Here is a 14,250-nt window from a genome sequence, read left to right as displayed (position 1 = left end):
GCGCTCAGACTGCGGCGGCCGGTTGCGCGAACACGGGGCGCGCCGGCGTGCCCGCCGACACGGTCAGCACGTCGTAGCCGGTTTCGGTGACGAGCACCGTATGCTCCCACTGCGCGGACAGGCTGCGGTCGCGCGTCTTGACCGTCCACTGGTCGGGCATCGTGCGGATGTCGCGCTTGCCGGCGTTGATCATCGGCTCGATCGTGAAGATCATCCCGGGCTTCAGCTCGATGCCCGTGCCCGGACGGCCGTAGTGGACGACCTGCGGATCTTCGTGGAACACCGTGCCGATGCCGTGGCCGCAGTATTCGCGCACGACGCTGTAGCCCTGCGCTTCCGCGTGCTTCTGGATCGCGTGGCCGATGTCGCCGAGGTGCGCGCCGGGCTTGACCTGGTCGATGCCGAGCCACATGCACTCGTAGGTGGTCTGCACGAGGCGCTTCGCGAGGATCGAGCCCTCGCCGACGATGAACATCCGGCTCGTGTCGCCGAAGTAGCCGTTCTTGATCACGGTGATGTCGATGTTCAGCGCGTCGCCGTTCTTGATCACCTTCTCGCCGGGAATGCCGTGGCAGATCACGTCGTTGACCGAAATGCAGGTGGCCTTCGGGTACGGCGGATAGCCGGGCGGCTGGTAGTTCAGCGGCGCGGGGATCGTGCCCTGTTCGTTGAGCATGAACTCGTGGCAGAGGCGATCGAGTTCGGCGGTCGTGACGCCCGCGACGACGTGCGGCGTGATGAAGTCGAGCACTTCGCTCGCGAGGCGGCAGGCGACGCGCATCTCGGCGATGTCGTGTTCGTTTTTGAGCGTAATAGCCATCGAGGTATGCCTGGAATGCGGTGAATTAATGGATTATCGCACCTTATGGCGGGCCTCGCAGCCCCTGCCGGCCGCGCGGATGCGGGTTTTCGCCGATTGTCCGGCCGGCTGCCGCGCGGCTAGGGAAAGTGGCGTGCGACTTGAGGGCCGACAAATCGGCGTGCTATACTCTTCGGCTAAGTCGATATCCAAATGCCGAATTTGCCCCGTGTTGGGGCGGCATCGCGGTGACAGGCTTACGGCACGGGCGTTTTGCACGTGCCGAATCGCAAGCCGGCGCAACCAGGGTGCCGGCCGCGTGGAATCCGGTGCCTTCCGGAGTAATTCGGGGCAGGTTCGCGCGGCGGTACGGCAGCCGGCTTAAGACCCAACCCTCGTGGAGAATTCACATGGCAGTTACGATGCGCCAAATGCTGGAAGCGGGTGTCCACTTCGGTCACCAGACGCGCTTCTGGAACCCGAAGATGGCACCGTTCATTTTCGGTCACCGCAACAAGATTCACATCATCAACCTCGAAAAGACGCTGCCGATGTTCACGGACGCACAGAAGTACGTGCGTCAGCTGGCAGCGAACCGCGGCACGATCCTGTTCGTCGGCACGAAGCGCCAGTCGCGCGACACGATCGCCCAGGAAGCGCAGCGCGCAGGCATGCCGTACGTCAATGCACGCTGGCTCGGCGGCATGATGACCAACTTCAAGACGCTGAAGGTGTCGATCAAGCGCCTGAAGGACATGGAAGCGGCCGTCGAATCGGGCGAAACCGAGAAGATGAGCAAGAAGGAAGCGCTGCTGTTCGAACGTGAAATCGCCAAGCTGCAGAAGTCGATCGGCGGCGTGAAGGACATGGGCGGCATTCCGGACGCGATCTTCGTCGTCGACGTCGGCTACCACAAGATTGCCGTCACGGAAGCGAACAAGCTGGGCGTGCCGGTCATCGCCGTGGTCGACACGAACCACTCGCCGGAAGGCGTGGACTACGTGATCCCGGGCAACGACGACTCGAGCAAGGCAGTCGCGCTGTACGCGGAAGGCGTGGCTGATGCGATCCTGGAAGGCCGTGCGAACGCGGTCAACGAAGTGGTCCAGGCAGCGCGCGGCGACGACGAGTACGTCGAGGAAAACGCGTAACTGGCCCCGAGCCGGCGCAAAAAGGGGGCTCTCAACAGGCCCCCTTTTTTTAAGCTTGTGCGCCGGACCTGATCGCGCCGAATCGGCGCGGGTCCGGAAACGAATCTCGGCCGTTCGCGTCCAAGCGGGCGGCGTTGTGAATACAGACTCAAGGAGCGAATGATGGCGGCAATTACCGCAAGCATGGTGGCAGAACTGCGCGCAAAGACCGACGCACCGATGATGGAGTGCAAGAAGGCGCTGACGGAAGCCGACGGCGACCTGGCCAAGGCTGAAGAGCTGCTGCGCGTCAAGCTCGGCAACAAGGCGAGCAAGGCGGCATCGCGCGTGACGGCCGAAGGCGTCGTCGCATCGTTCGTCGGCGGCAACGCAGGCGCGCTGGTCGAACTGAACTGCGAAACCGACTTCGTCGCGAAGAACGACGACTTCCTCGCATTCTCGAAGACGGTCGCCGAACTCGTCGCGACGCAGAACCCGGCCGACGTGGTCGCGCTGTCGGCACTGCCGCTCGAGGGCTCGACGGTCGACGCAGTGCGCCTGGCACTGATCGGCAAGATCGGCGAGAACGTGTCGATCCGCCGTTTCGTCCGCTTCGAAACCGCGAACAAGATCGCAACCTACCTGCACGGCGCGCGCATCGGCGTGATCGTCGAGTACACGGGTGCGGAAGAGCAGGTCGGCAAGGACGTCGCGATGCACATCGCGGCAATGAAGCCGGTCGCGCTGTCGTCGGCCGACGTGCCGGCCGAGCTGATCGAGACGGAACGCCGCGTGGCCGAGCAGAAGGCCGCGGAATCGGGCAAGCCGGCCGAGATCGTCGCGAAGATGGTCGACGGTAGCGTCCAGAAGTACCTGAAGGAAGTGTCGCTGCTGAACCAGACGTTCGTGAAGAACGACAAGCAGACGATCGAGCAGATGCTGAAGGCAGCGGATTCCGCGGTGCAGAAGTTCGCGCTGTTCGTCGTCGGCGAAGGCATCGAGAAGCGCCAGGACGACTTCGCCGCCGAAGTGGCCGCGCAAGTCGCAGCAGCAAAGCAGCAGTAAGCAGTCAGGCAGTATCCGCGGCGGGCGTCCGCTCCGCCGCGGCCGGCGGCGCCGCCGGCCGGCCGGGAACCCCGGTCCGACCGTCGGCGCTTGCCCGAATCAGTATTTCGCCCCTACAGTTCGTGGTTGTCATCCTCTCGTCGCTCGGAAGCCCCTATGTCCAATGCCTACAAACGCGTCCTCCTCAAACTCTCCGGCGAAGCGCTGATGGGCGACGATGCCTTCGGCATCAATCGCGCGACGATCGAACGGATGGTGGCCGATATCGCTGAAGTCGTGCGTCTCGGTACGCAGCTTGCGGTGGTGATCGGTGGCGGTAATATTTTCCGCGGCGTCGCGGGCGGCGCGGCCGGCATGGACCGCGCGACCGCCGACTACATGGGGATGCTCGCGACGATGATGAACGCGCTGGCGCTGCAGGACGCGATGCGCCACGCCGGCATCGAGGCGCGCGTGCAGTCCGCGCTGCGGATGGACCAGGTCGTCGAGCCGTACATCCGGCCCCGCGCGATCCGCCAGCTCGAGGAAGGCCGTGTGGTGATCTTCGCGGCCGGCACCGGCAACCCGTTCTTCACGACGGACACCGCCGCGGCACTGCGCGGTTCGGAAGTGGGCGCCGAGGTCGTGCTGAAGGCGACCAAGGTCGATGGCGTATATTCTGCCGATCCGAAGAAGGATCCGTCGGCCACGCGCTACACGACGATCAGCTTCGACGAGGCGATCAGCCGCAACCTGCAGGTGATGGACGCGACGGCGTTTGCGCTGTGCCGTGACCAGAAGCTGCCGATTCGCGTGTTTTCGATCAACAAGCCGGGCGCGCTCAAGCGCATCGTGCTGGGCGAGGACGAAGGTACGCTCGTCCACGTGTAAACTCCCGCGGATGCGGGTCGTCGGCTCAGGTGTGCGTGGCGCGCCGGGCAGCGTCCGCGTTTTTTGAAGGTTTGAAGGTTCGGAGGTTGAAATGAGTGTCGCTGATACCAAGAAGGGCGTCGAGCAGAAGATGCAGCGCTCGATCGATGCATTCAAGAGCGATCTGGCGAAGATCCGTACGGGCCGTGCGCACACCGGCATGCTCGATCACGTGCAGGTCGACTACTACGGGTCGATGGTGCCGATCTCGCAGGTTGCCAACATGACGCTCGTCGACGCACGCACGATCGGTGTGCAGCCGTGGGAAAAGCCGATGGTCGCGAAGGTCGAGAAGGCCATTCGCGAAGCCGATCTCGGCCTGAACCCGGCAACGTCCGGCGACCTGATCCGCGTGCCGATGCCCGCGCTGACGGAAGAGCGCCGCCGCGAGCTGACCAAGGTCGTCAAGAGCGAAGGCGAAACGGCCAAGGTCGCGATCCGCAACCTGCGCCGCGACGCGAACGAAGCGCTCAAGAAGCTCGTGAAGGACAAGGAAATCTCGGAAGACGACGAGCGCCGTGCGAGCGACGACGTGCAGAAGCTGACCGACAAGCACGTCGCCGAAATCGACAAGCTCGTGCAGACCAAGGAAGCCGAGATCATGACGGTCTGACGACCGTCCTCGCGCGCCGCCTTCTTCCCGCAACTGTCTCAACGGCCATGACCTATACCAGCTCTACCGTTCGCGTGCCTGACGTCGGCGTCGTGCCGCGTCACATCGCGATCATCATGGACGGCAACGGCCGTTGGGCGACCGAACGCCGCTTGCCGCGCGTCGCGGGGCATACCCGCGGCGTCGATGCCGTGCGGGCGGTGGTCGAAGGCTGCGCGCGCGCCGGCGTCGAATACCTGACGCTGTTCGCGTTCAGTTCGGAAAACTGGCGCCGGCCGAACGACGAAGTGTCGTTCCTGATGCGGCTCTTCATCACCGCGCTCGAGCGCGAGGTGGGCAAGCTGCATGCGAACGGGATCCGCCTGCGTGTGGTCGGCGATCTCGAGCGTTTCGAGCCGCGCATCCGCGAACTGATTCGCCGCGCCGAAACCAAGACGGCGCGCAACACCCGTCTTACGCTCACCATCGCTGCCAACTACGGCGGCCGGTGGGACATCCTGCAGGCGACGAAGAAGCTCGTCGAGCAGGCCGTGCGCGAGGGTCGCGAGGTCGAAGTGACCGAGGACGCGTTCGCGCCGCACCTGGCGATGGCCTACGCGCCGGAGCCCGATCTCTTCATCCGCACCGGCGGCGAACAGCGCGTCAGCAACTTCCTGCTGTGGCAGCTCGCGTACGCCGAATTCTATTTCACCGACAAATACTGGCCGGATTTCGACGGCGCGGCACTGGCCGACGCGATGGCGTCGTATACCGAGCGCGAGCGCCGTTTCGGGCGCACGAGCGCGCAGCTCGAACCGCAATCGCAGAACGCCGATTCCCTTTCATGCTGAAAACCCGTGTGATCACGGCACTCGTGATGCTGGCAGTGCTGCTGCCGGTGACGCTGTTCGCGCCGCTGGCCGGGTTCGGCGCGCTGATCGGCGTCGTGCTCGTGTTTGCCGCGTGGGAATGGGCGCGCCTGCTGAAGCTCGGCGGCGCCGGCCCGGTCGTCTATGCGGTCGTCGCGGCGCTTGCGCTGGCGGCCACCACGCCGTTCGGCATCGATGCGGCTGGATCCCGTCCCCTTTTCATGGCGGCCGGCGTGTTCTGGCTGCTGGTCGGCCCGTTCGCGCTGCGGCGCAAGCCCGAACTCTCGGGCGGCGTCTGGCGGCCGTTCCTGCTGGCGGCCGGGCTTGTCGTGTTTGCAGCCTGCTGGCATGCGCTCGTCGCGGCGCGCGCGCAGGGCGTGCCGTTCGTGCTGTCGCTGCTTCTGGTCGTCTGGCTGGCCGATATCGGCGCATACTTCGCGGGCAAGGCCTTCGGAAAGCGTAAACTGGCCATTACGATCAGTCCCGGCAAGAGCTGGGAAGGCGCGATCGGCGGCTGGCTTGCAGTGATGGTCGTCGCCGGTGTCGCGATGGCCATGCATGCGTTCGAGCCGACCCTGTTTTCCGCATTCGCCGTGCGCTACGGAATGCCCGGTGCATGGGCCGCACTGACGCTGCTGGTCGCTTACAGCGTGATCGGCGACCTGTTCGAGTCGCTGCTGAAGCGGCAGGCCGGGGTAAAGGATTCGAGCGGGCTGCTGCCTGGCCATGGCGGTGTGCTCGACCGTGTCGACGCGCTGCTGCCGGTGCTGCCGCTCGCGATGCTGCTGCTTGGTTAAACCATTATCTCTGTTATGCAAAAACGTCTGACATTGCTCGGTTCCACGGGCTCGATCGGAGATAGCACGCTCGACGTGGTCGCGCGCCATCCCGAGCGATTCTCGGTCTACGCGCTGACCGCGCACCGCAACGGCGACAAGCTCGTCGAGCAGTGTCTGCGCTTCGCGCCTGAAGTGGCGGTGGTCGGCGATGCCGCGACAGCCGCGCACGTCGAAGCGAAACTGCGCGCGGCGGGCAGCAAGACGGTCGTGCTGCACGGGCCGCAGGCGCTCGTCGACGTGTCGAAGAGCGACGGCTGCGACACGGTGGTCGCGGCGATCGTCGGTGCGGCCGGCCTGGCGCCGAGCCTCGCGGCCGCGCGTGCCGGCAAGCGGATCCTGCTCGCGAACAAGGAAGCGCTCGTGATGTCGGGCGCGATCTTCATGGACGCCGTGCGCGACCATGGCGCGATCCTGCTGCCGGTCGACAGCGAACACAACGCGATCTTCCAGTGCATGCCGCGCGATGCGGGCGAGCACGGCGGGATCTCGAAGATCATCCTGACCGCGTCGGGCGGCCCGTTCCGCACGCGCGAGCCGGCCACGCTCGTCGACGTGACGCCGGACGAGGCGTGCAAGCACCCGAACTGGGTGATGGGCCGCAAGATCTCGGTCGATTCCGCGACGATGATGAACAAGGGTCTCGAGGTGATCGAGGCGCACTGGATCTTCGGGCTGCCGGGCGACCGGATCGACGTGCTGATCCATCCGCAGAGCGTGATCCACTCGCTCGTGTCGTACCGCGACGGCTCGGTGCTCGCGCAGCTCGGCAACCCCGACATGCGCACGCCGATCGCGCACGCGCTTGCGTTTCCCGATCGCGTCGATGCGGGCGTCGACCAGCTCGACCTCGCGCAGATCGCGCAGCTGTCGTTCGAGAAGCCCGATTACGCGCGCTTCCCGTGCCTCGCGCTCGCGCTGAAGGCGCTTGAGGAAGGCGGCATCGCGAGCGCCGCATTGAACGCGGCGAACGAGGTTGCGGTCGAAGCGTTTCTCGAGCGCCGGATCGGCTTCATGGCGATCGCGGCGACGGTCGACGCAGTGCTCAACGCGCTGCCGAACCGTGCGCCCGACGGGCTCGACGACGTCCTGGCGGCGGATGCCGAGGCACGCCGCCTCGCCGCCGCGATCATTGCAAAAGCGCCTGCGCCCCGCGTGGAGCGTGCTGTCTGAATGGAGTGCTCATGAACGTGCTGGTCGAACTGATCGCGTTTGCGGTGGCGATCGGGGTGCTGGTCGTCGTGCATGAGTACGGACATTATCGCGTCGCGCGCTGGTGCGGCGTGAAGGTGCTGCGTTTCTCGATCGGCTTCGGGCAGCCCGTCGCGCGCTGGGTCAGCCGCAGGACGGGCACCGAGTGGACGCTGTCCGCGCTGCCGCTCGGCGGCTACGTGAAGATGCTCGACGAGCGCGATCCGGGCCCCGGCGTCAAGCCGGAGGAACTCGGCCAGGCGTTCAACCGCCAGTCGGTCTACAAGCGCATCGCGATCGTCGCGGCCGGGCCGATCGCGAACTTCCTGTTGGCAATTGTGCTGTTTTCCGTTGTATTCGCCACCGGCGTGACCGAGCCGGCCGCGATCGTCGCGCCGCCGGCCGCCGGCACGGTGGCGGCCCGCGCGGGCTTCGACGGCGGCGAGACGATCGTGTCGATCCGCAACGTGCGCGTAGGCGACGCGCAGGGCGGCGAGTCGGAGCCGGTGCGGTCGTGGTCGGACCTGCACTGGAAGCTGCTGTCGGCCGCGTTCGATCATCGCGAGATCGTGCTCGGCGCGCGCGACGGCAGCACGACGTTCGATTTCCGCGTCGACCTCCGCAATGTTCCCGAAAGTCAGCTCGACGACGATTTCATGGCGCACCTGGGCTTCGAGGCCGGCGGCGGCACGCTGTCGGTCGCGTCGGTGCAGCCCGGCAGTGCGGCGGAGCAGGCGGGCCTGAAGGCCGGCGACAAGCTGGTGGCGCTCGACGGCAAGCCGATCGGCGGCGCGTCGCGCTTCATCGATTCCGTCAAGCACCATGCGGGCAAGGCGCTCGACCTGCAGATCGAGCGCGGCGGCGCCGCGCAGACGGTATCGATCGTGCCGCAGATGCAGCGCGACGACGAATCGGGGCAGCAGGTCGGCCGCATCGGCGCGGCGCTGTCGATGCACGCGCCGTCCGTCGACGTGCGCTACGGGCCGATCGAGAGCCTGCGGCTCGGCGTGCACCGCACGTGGGACATCTCCGTGTATTCGCTGCGGATGTTCGGGCGGATGATCACCGGCAACGCGTCGCTGAAGAACCTGTCCGGCCCCGTGACGATCGCCGACTACGCGGGCAAGAGCGCGCGGCTCGGTCCGTCGGCGTTCCTGTCGTTCCTCGCCCTTGTCAGCATTAGCCTTGGCGTCCTGAACTTGTTGCCGATTCCCGTTTTGGACGGGGGGCATCTGTTATATTATGCGGTTGAAGCCGCGACCGGGAAAGCCGTCTCGGAGCGCTGGCAACTGATTCTGCAAAGAGCCGGGTTGATCTGCATCGTCGCGTTGTCGGCGATCGCGCTGTTCAACGATCTGGCTCGGCTAATCCATTTCTGAAGCGTCAGGCGGCCGCCGCTGGGCAGCCGCCCGATTTGATGCAGCTTAAATATTGGGGATGCATGTTGTTCAAACCTCATCGCTTTGTACCTAAGACAGTTGCAGCGGCCGCGCTCGCCGCGCACGGCCTCGCGGCGCATGCAGCGGCACCGTTCGTGGTGCAAGACATCAAGATCGAGGGGCTGCAGCGCGTCGAAGCGGGTTCGGTGTTCGCCTATCTGCCGATCAAGCAGGGCGATACCTTCACGGACGACAAGGCATCCGAAGCAATTCGCGCGCTGTACGCGACGGGCTTCTTCAACGACGTGCGCATCGCCACGCAAGGCAACGTCGTGATCGTGCAGGTGCAGGAGCGTCCGGCCATCGCGTCGATCGACTTCACCGGCACGAAGGAGTTCGACAAGGACAACCTGACGAAGGCGCTGCGCGCAGTCGGTCTCGCCGACGGCCGCTACTACGACAAGGCGCTCGTCGACAAGGCGGAGCAGGAGCTCAAGCGCCAGTACCTGACGCGCGGCTTCTACGCGGCCGAAGTCAAGACGACGGTCACGCCGGTCGATGCGAACCGCGTGTCGATCCTGTTCGCGGTGGCCGAAGGCCCGAGCGCGAAGATCCGCCAGATCAACTTCATCGGCAACAAGGCGTTCAGCACCAGCACGCTGCGCGACGAGATGCAGCTTTCGACGCCGAACTGGTTCTCGTGGTACACGAAGAACGACCTGTACTCGAAGGAAAAGCTGACGGGCGACCTCGAGGCCGTGCGCTCGTACTACCTGAACCACGGCTACCTCGAGTTCAACATCGAGTCGACCCAGGTGTCGATCTCGCCCGACAAGAAGGACATGTACCTGACGGTCACGCTGCACGAAGGCGAGCCGTACACGGTGTCGGGCATCAAGCTGTCGGGCAACCTGCTCGACCGCGAGGCCGAACTCAACAAGCTGATCAAGATCAAGCCGGGCGACCGCTTCTCGGCCGAAAAGCTGCAGCAGACCACCAAGTCGATCGTCGACAAGCTCGGTGAATACGGCTACGCATTCGCGGCCGTCAACGCGCAGCCCGACATCGACCAGGCGAACCACAAGGTGAACCTGAACCTCGTCGTCGATCCGAGCCGCCGCGTGTACGTGCGCCGCATCAACGTCGTCGGCAACACGCGCACGCGCGACGAAGTGGTGCGCCGCGAAATGCGCCAGCTCGAAAGCTCGTGGTTCGATTCGAACCGCCTCGCGCTGTCGAAGGACCGCGTGAACCGTCTCGGCTACTTCACCAACGTCGACGTGACGACGGTGCCGGTCGAAGGCACGAACGACCAGGTCGACGTGAACGTGAAGGTCGACGAAAAGCCGACCGGCGCGATCACGCTGGGTGCCGGCTTCTCGTCGACGGACAAGGTCGTGCTGTCGGCCGGCGTGTCGCAGGACAACGTGTTCGGTTCGGGCACCAGCCTGTCGGTGAACGTCAACACCGCGAAGAGCTACCGCACGCTGACCGTCACGCAGGTCGACCCGTACTTCACGGTCGACGGCATCAAGCGGATCACGGACGTCTACTACCGCACGTACCAGCCGCTCTACTATTCGACCAGCTCGAGCTTCCGCATCATCAGCGCGGGCGGCAACCTGAAGTTCGGCATCCCGTTCTCGGAAGTCGACACCGTCTACTTCGGCGCGGGCTTCGAGCAGAACCGCCTCGACGTCGATTCGAACACGCCGCAGAGCTACCAGGATTACGTGAACGAATTCGGCCGCGTGTCGAACACGGTGCCGCTGACCGTCGCGTGGTCGCGCGACGCGCGCGACAGCGCGCTGATCCCGAGCCGCGGCTACTTCACGCAGGCGAACGTCGAATACGGCGTGCCGGTCGGCAAGATCCAGTACTACAAGGCCGACCTGCAGGCGCAGTACTACTATTCGTTCTCGCGCGGCTTCATCCTGGGCCTGAACCTGCAAGGCGGCTACGGTAACGGTATCGGCAACCCATACCCGATCTTCAAGAACTACTACGCGGGCGGTATCGGCTCCGTGCGTGGCTACGAGCCGAGCTCGCTGGGCCCGCGCGACACGAAGACGAATGACCCGATCGGCGGTTCGAAGATGCTGGTCGGCAACATCGAGCTGACGTTCCCGCTGCCGGGCACCGGCTACGACCGCACGCTGCGCGTGTTCACGTTCCTCGACGGCGGTAACGTGTGGGGCAACGCGCCGGGCGGCACGAGTACGGGCGCGAACGGCCTGCGTTACGGCTATGGTGTGGGTCTCGCGTGGATCTCGCCGATCGGCCCGCTGAAGCTGAGCCTCGGCTTCCCGCTGCAGAAGCACGAAGGCGACCAGTACCAGAAATTCCAGTTCCAGATCGGGACGGCGTTCTGACCGAACGCATGACAACAGCAACGAGAGGGTAATTTTGCTAACCGGTAAGTTTTCGAAACGAGTGATGTGCGCGCTGACCGTTGCGCTGGCCCTGGGCGCGGCGACGGTTCACGCACAGGACGTCGCCCGCATCGCGGCGGTCAATTCGGATCGGATCCTGCGCGAGTCGGCGCCCGCGAAGGCGGCGCAGACGAAGCTCGAAGCCGAGTTCGCGAAGCGCGACAAGGATCTGCAGGATCTGGCGGCGCGTCTGAAGTCGATGTCCGATTCGCTCGACAAGGGCGGCACGTCGCTGTCGGCGGCCGATCGCGCGCAGAAGCAGCGCGATCTCGCTCAGCTCGACACCGATTTCCAGCGCAAGCAGCGCGAGTTCCGCGAGGACCTGAACCAGCGTCGCAACGAGGAACTGGCGGCCGTGCTGGAGCGGGCGAACAAGGTCATCAAGCAGATCGCCGAGCAGCAGAACTACGACCTGATCGTGCAGGAAGCCGTGTACGTCAGTCCGCGCATCGACATCACCGACAAGGTGCTCAAGGCGCTCGCGTCCGGCTCGACGAACTGAACGGAGCAGACGACGAATGGCATTGACGCTTGAGGAACTCGTAAAGCGGTTCGGCGGCGAGATCGCCGGCGACGCACAGTGCAAGGTGAGCGGGCTCGCGCCGCTCGACCAGGCAGGCCCTCAGCAACTCGCGTTCCTCGCGAATCCGAAGTACCTGTCGCAGGTCGAGTCGACCCGCGCCGGCGCGGTGCTGATCGCACCGAAGGATCTGGAAAAGCTGGGCGCGGCCGCTAGCGGCCCCCGCAGTTTCATCGTGACGCCGAATCCGTACGCGTACTTCGCGCGCGTCGCGCAGATGTTCATCGACCTGGCCGCGCCGCCGCGCGTAGCCGGCGTGCATCCGAGCGCGACGATCGATCCGGCCGCGAAGGTCGCCGCGAGCGCGGTGATCGGCCCGCACGTGACGGTCGAGGCCGGTGCGGTGATCGAGGACGGCGTGCAGCTCGACGCGAACGTATTCGTCGGCCGCGGCACGACGATCGGCGCAGGCTCGCACCTTTATCCCAACGCATCGGTGTACCACGGCTGCAAGGTCGGCCCGCGCGCGATCATTCATTCTGGCGCGGTGATCGGCTCCGACGGCTTCGGCTTCGCGCCGGATTTCGTCGGCGACGGCGACGCGCGCACCGGCAGCTGGGTCAAGATCCCGCAGGTCGGCGGCGTATCGATCGGCCCGGACGTCGAGATCGGCGCGAACACGACGATCGATCGCGGCGCGATGGCGGACACCGTCATCGAGGAATGCGTGAAGATCGACAACCAGGTGCAGATCGGCCACAACTGCCGGATCGGCGCCTATACCGTGATCGCCGGCAGCGCCGGCATCGCGGGCAGCACGACGATCGGCCGCCACTGCATGATCGGCGGCGCGGCCGGGATCGCCGGCCATGTGACGCTCGGCGACTACGTGATCATCACCGCGAAGTCGGGCGTCTCGAAGTCGCTGCCGAAGGCTGGCATCTATACCAGCGCGTTCCCGGCCGTCGACCACGGCGAATGGAACAAGAGCGCCGCGCTCGTGCGCAACCTCGACAAGCTGCGCGACCGCATCAAGGCGCTCGAAGCCACGCTTGCCGCCCAGGGCGGCACGGACGCCTGAGCGCGCCATGCGAGACCACCAACCGGGCACGGCCAGCGCAACCGGCCCGGTTTGCCAGACTGGGCCGCACGGCGGCCCGCTTCAGCCTTTGCATCACCACCGCGCAGCCTCTGCGTGAGACGAACCATCATGAGCACTGAAAAAATCAATCTCGACATCCACAAGATCCTCACGCTGCTGCCGCATCGCTACCCGATTCTGCTCGTCGATCGCGTGCTCGAACTCGAGCCGCACAAAGGGATCAAAGCGCTGAAGAACGTGTCGATCAACGAGCCGTTCTTCCAGGGGCACTTCCCGAAGCGGCCGGTGATGCCGGGCGTGCTGATCCTCGAGGCGCTCGCGCAGGCCGCGGCGCTGCTGACCTTCGCGGAAGAGCAGCCGAAGGATCCGGAGAACACGCTGTACTACTTCGTCGGGATCGACGGCGCACGCTTCAAGCGCGTGGTCGAACCGGGCGACCAATTGATTCTGAACGTGACGTTCGAACGCTACATCCGCGGCATCTGGAAGTTCAAGGCGGTGGCGGAAGTGGACGGCAAGGTGGCGACGGAAGCCGAATTGATGTGCACGGTCAAGACGGCCGACGCGGCGCCCTGAGCGACGCGGCACGCATGGGCAACGCAACGCGACACATCACATCGAGAGGCAACGGCGCATGACCAGGATTCATCCCACCGCGATCGTCGAACCGGGCGCGCAGATCGACGAATCGGTCGAGATCGGCCCGTACGCGATCGTCGGCCCGAACGTCACGATCGGCGCGCGCACGACGATCGGCTCGCACAGTGTGATCGAAGGTCACACGGTGCTCGGCGAGGACAACCGCATCGGCCATTACGCGTCGGTCGGCGGCCGTCCGCAGGACATGAAGTACAAGGACGAACCGACGAGGCTCGTGATCGGCAACCGCAACACGATCCGCGAATTCACGACGATCCACACGGGCACCGTGCAGGACGTCGGCGTGACGACGCTCGGCGACGACAACTGGATCATGGCCTACGTGCACATCGGCCATGACTGTAAGGTCGGCAGCAACGTAATCATGTCGAGCAACGCGCAGATGGCCGGCCACGTCGAGATCGGCGACTGGGCGATCGTCGGCGGGATGTCGGGTGTTCACCAGTTCGTGCGCATCGGTGCGCATTCGATGCTGGGCGGCGCGTCGGCGCTCGTGCAGGACATTCCGCCGTTCGTGATCGCGGCTGGCAACAAGGCCGAGCCGCACGGGATCAACGTCGAAGGGCTGCGCCGGCGCGGTTTCTCGCCCGACGCGATCTCGGCGCTGCGCAGCGCGTACCGCCTGCTGTACAAGAACGGCCTGTCGCTCGAGGAAGCGAAGGTGCAGTTGCGCGAGCTGGCTGAGTCGGGCGGCGACGGCGATGCGCCGGTGAAGGCGCTCGTCGAGTTCGTCGACGCGTCCCAACGCGGCATCATCCGCTAAGCG

At 65.5% G+C, this 14,250-nt stretch carries 14 protein-coding genes; 13 read left to right on the top strand and 1 reads right to left on the bottom strand.

The genetic code is table 11. The features are described from left to right. Positions 1-4: 4 nt before the first annotated feature. Positions 5-820 carry a type I methionyl aminopeptidase gene (gene map, locus GD429_RS36105; RefSeq protein WP_152864471.1) on the bottom strand — a complete coding sequence of 272 codons (816 nt, stop codon included), beginning with the start codon at positions 818-820 and terminating at the stop codon, positions 5-7. Between the two features lie 389 nt (positions 821-1,209). On the opposite strand from map, the gene rpsB reads away from it, so the two are divergent. From rpsB to lpxA, 13 genes are all read left to right on the top strand, one after another. After that, entirely contained in the window at positions 1,210-1,950 is a 741-nt protein-coding gene (rpsB, locus tag GD429_RS36095; RefSeq protein WP_011352461.1) for a 30S ribosomal protein S2, read from the top strand. A gap of 162 nt (positions 1,951-2,112) precedes the next feature. Continuing rightward, complete coding sequence (gene tsf, locus GD429_RS36090; RefSeq protein ID WP_152864469.1) at positions 2,113-2,994, top strand: translation elongation factor Ts; 882 nt, start codon at positions 2,113-2,115, stop codon at positions 2,992-2,994. A 156-nt stretch (positions 2,995-3,150) separates the two neighbouring features. Beyond that, entirely contained in the window at positions 3,151-3,864 is a 714-nt protein-coding gene (gene pyrH / locus GD429_RS36085) for a UMP kinase (RefSeq protein WP_006402648.1), read from the top strand. A 91-nt stretch (positions 3,865-3,955) separates the two neighbouring features. Next, the gene (gene frr / locus GD429_RS36080; RefSeq protein WP_047901007.1) at positions 3,956-4,516 is read left to right on the top strand and encodes a ribosome recycling factor; all 561 of its coding nucleotides are present in this window, start codon (positions 3,956-3,958) and stop codon (positions 4,514-4,516) included. A gap of 47 nt (positions 4,517-4,563) precedes the next feature. Beyond that, the gene (uppS, locus tag GD429_RS36075) at positions 4,564-5,346 is read left to right on the top strand and encodes a polyprenyl diphosphate synthase (RefSeq protein ID WP_034207662.1); all 783 of its coding nucleotides are present in this window, start codon (positions 4,564-4,566) and stop codon (positions 5,344-5,346) included. After that, positions 5,340-6,161: a phosphatidate cytidylyltransferase gene (locus GD429_RS36070; protein ID WP_152864467.1), complete on the top strand. Its 822-nt coding sequence runs from the start codon at positions 5,340-5,342 to the stop codon at positions 6,159-6,161. The genes uppS and GD429_RS36070 overlap by 7 nt, the downstream gene beginning before the upstream one ends. A 15-nt stretch (positions 6,162-6,176) precedes the next feature. After that, on the top strand, positions 6,177-7,373 hold the full coding sequence (locus GD429_RS36065) for a 1-deoxy-D-xylulose-5-phosphate reductoisomerase (protein WP_152864465.1): 1,197 nt from the start codon (positions 6,177-6,179) through the stop codon (positions 7,371-7,373). 11 nt (positions 7,374-7,384) lie between these two features. Next, positions 7,385-8,770: an RIP metalloprotease RseP gene (rseP, locus tag GD429_RS36060; protein WP_152864463.1), complete on the top strand. Its 1,386-nt coding sequence runs from the start codon at positions 7,385-7,387 to the stop codon at positions 8,768-8,770. 62 nt (positions 8,771-8,832) lie between these two features. Next, complete coding sequence (gene bamA, locus GD429_RS36055; RefSeq protein WP_152864461.1) at positions 8,833-11,142, top strand: outer membrane protein assembly factor BamA; 2,310 nt, start codon at positions 8,833-8,835, stop codon at positions 11,140-11,142. Positions 11,143-11,206: 64 nt separating this feature from the next. Next, complete coding sequence (locus GD429_RS36050; protein ID WP_034185423.1) at positions 11,207-11,704, top strand: OmpH family outer membrane protein; 498 nt, start codon at positions 11,207-11,209, stop codon at positions 11,702-11,704. A 16-nt stretch (positions 11,705-11,720) separates the two neighbouring features. After that, positions 11,721-12,803 (top strand): UDP-3-O-(3-hydroxymyristoyl)glucosamine N-acyltransferase, encoded by a 1,083-nt coding sequence (gene lpxD, locus GD429_RS36045; RefSeq protein WP_152864459.1) that lies wholly within the window; start codon positions 11,721-11,723, stop codon positions 12,801-12,803. A 129-nt stretch (positions 12,804-12,932) separates the two neighbouring features. After that, complete coding sequence (fabZ, locus tag GD429_RS36040; protein ID WP_152864457.1) at positions 12,933-13,400, top strand: 3-hydroxyacyl-ACP dehydratase FabZ; 468 nt, start codon at positions 12,933-12,935, stop codon at positions 13,398-13,400. Between the two features lie 58 nt (positions 13,401-13,458). Continuing rightward, complete coding sequence (gene lpxA / locus GD429_RS36035) at positions 13,459-14,247, top strand: acyl-ACP--UDP-N-acetylglucosamine O-acyltransferase (protein WP_152864455.1); 789 nt, start codon at positions 13,459-13,461, stop codon at positions 14,245-14,247. Positions 14,248-14,250: the final 3 nt, after the last annotated feature.

The sequence above is a fragment of the Burkholderia sp. BE17 genome (assembly GCF_009362305.1).
GTDB classification, from domain to species: domain Bacteria; phylum Pseudomonadota; class Gammaproteobacteria; order Burkholderiales; family Burkholderiaceae; genus Burkholderia; species Burkholderia pyrrocinia_C.
This window is presented reverse-complemented; position numbering and strand designations above follow the sequence as displayed.